The sequence below is a fragment of the Arthrobacter sp. BL-252-APC-1A genome, from assembly GCF_009696625.1.
In the GTDB taxonomy this organism is placed as follows: domain Bacteria; phylum Actinomycetota; class Actinomycetes; order Actinomycetales; family Micrococcaceae; genus Arthrobacter_B.
Window position 1 is genome coordinate 1 of sequence record NZ_VULS01000033.1, and the last position, 1,081, is coordinate 1,081.

1 protein-coding gene is annotated in these 1,081 nt (G+C 63.6%); it reads right to left on the reverse strand.

Going from position 1 to position 1,081, the window contains the following annotated elements:
• Positions 1–12: 12 nt before the first annotated feature.
• Positions 13–978, reverse strand: coding sequence for an IS481 family transposase (locus tag FYJ28_RS17075; RefSeq protein WP_326831802.1), 966 nt, complete (start codon positions 976–978; stop codon positions 13–15).
• Positions 979–1,081: the final 103 nt, after the last annotated feature.

Sequence of the window (1,081 nt, forward strand, 5' to 3'; positions counted from 1 at the left end):
TGTACCCGGCCGTCAGGTTGGTAGCAGTCGGCTGATGGGTGGTTTGCCTCCGAGTGCGCTATGGCGTCGTTCATTGTTGTAGTGCTCGAGCCATGGTGCAAGTGCTGCTGTGCGTTCCTGGTTGCTGGTGAAGATCTGTCGGTAGGCCCACTCGGTTGCCAGAGTGCGGTTCAGGCGCTCCACCTTGCCGTTCTGCCAGGGGCAGTGGGGCTTGATGAACTTCTGCGTGATGCTGTGCGAGGCGCACAGATCGCGCAGCGAGTAGCGGTAGGCCCACGCGTTGTCGGTCATTAGCCGCTCGATCCGGGGGATGCCATGCGCTGCGAAATAGGCGATGGCCCGCTCCAGGAACGCCGCGCAGGTGGTTCCTTTCTCATCGGGAAGGATCTCGCTGTAGGCCAGCCGGGAGTGGTCGTCGATGAGGGAGTGGACGTAGTCGTAGCCGACTTTGAGCTGTTTGCGGGCACTGCTGGATCCCATCTGCCGCCCGTGAGCTTTCCAACCACCGCCGTCGGGGATCTTTCCGAGCTTTTTCACGTCCATGTGCACCAGTTCGCCGGGCCATTCACGTTCGTAGCGCACTGCGGTGGCCTTCGAGGAGCGGATCACGTCTCCGGTGATCGGGTCGCAATCACGCAGGTAGGCAACCCCGTGGCGGCGCAGGATCCGTGAGACCGTGCGGGCGGGCACGCCCAGCTTCGGTCCGAGCACATCGGGCCCGGCGCGATGCTCGGCGCGTGCCGCGAGGACCTTCTGCTCAGTGTCGGCGCCGGTGCGCGTTGGCATCGTGTGCGGCCGGGAGGACCTGGTGGCCAGTCCTGCTTCGCCCTCCGCGGAGTAGCGGTCGATCCAGGTTTTGACGCACTTGCGTGAAACGCCCATGGCCGCAGCTATGTGGGCCTGTTTCCAGCCGGCCTGGTGGCGTTGGACGATCAGCAGACGACCGTAAACGGTTAAACGGGCAGTACTGTGGGACACGAGAACCTCCGGGTTGGAGTGGGTCTTTGACAAGCCACATCCCACCCGGAGGTTCTCTTTCGTTCAACCAGCCACGCCGCTACCAACGTCCTGGCCGGGTACA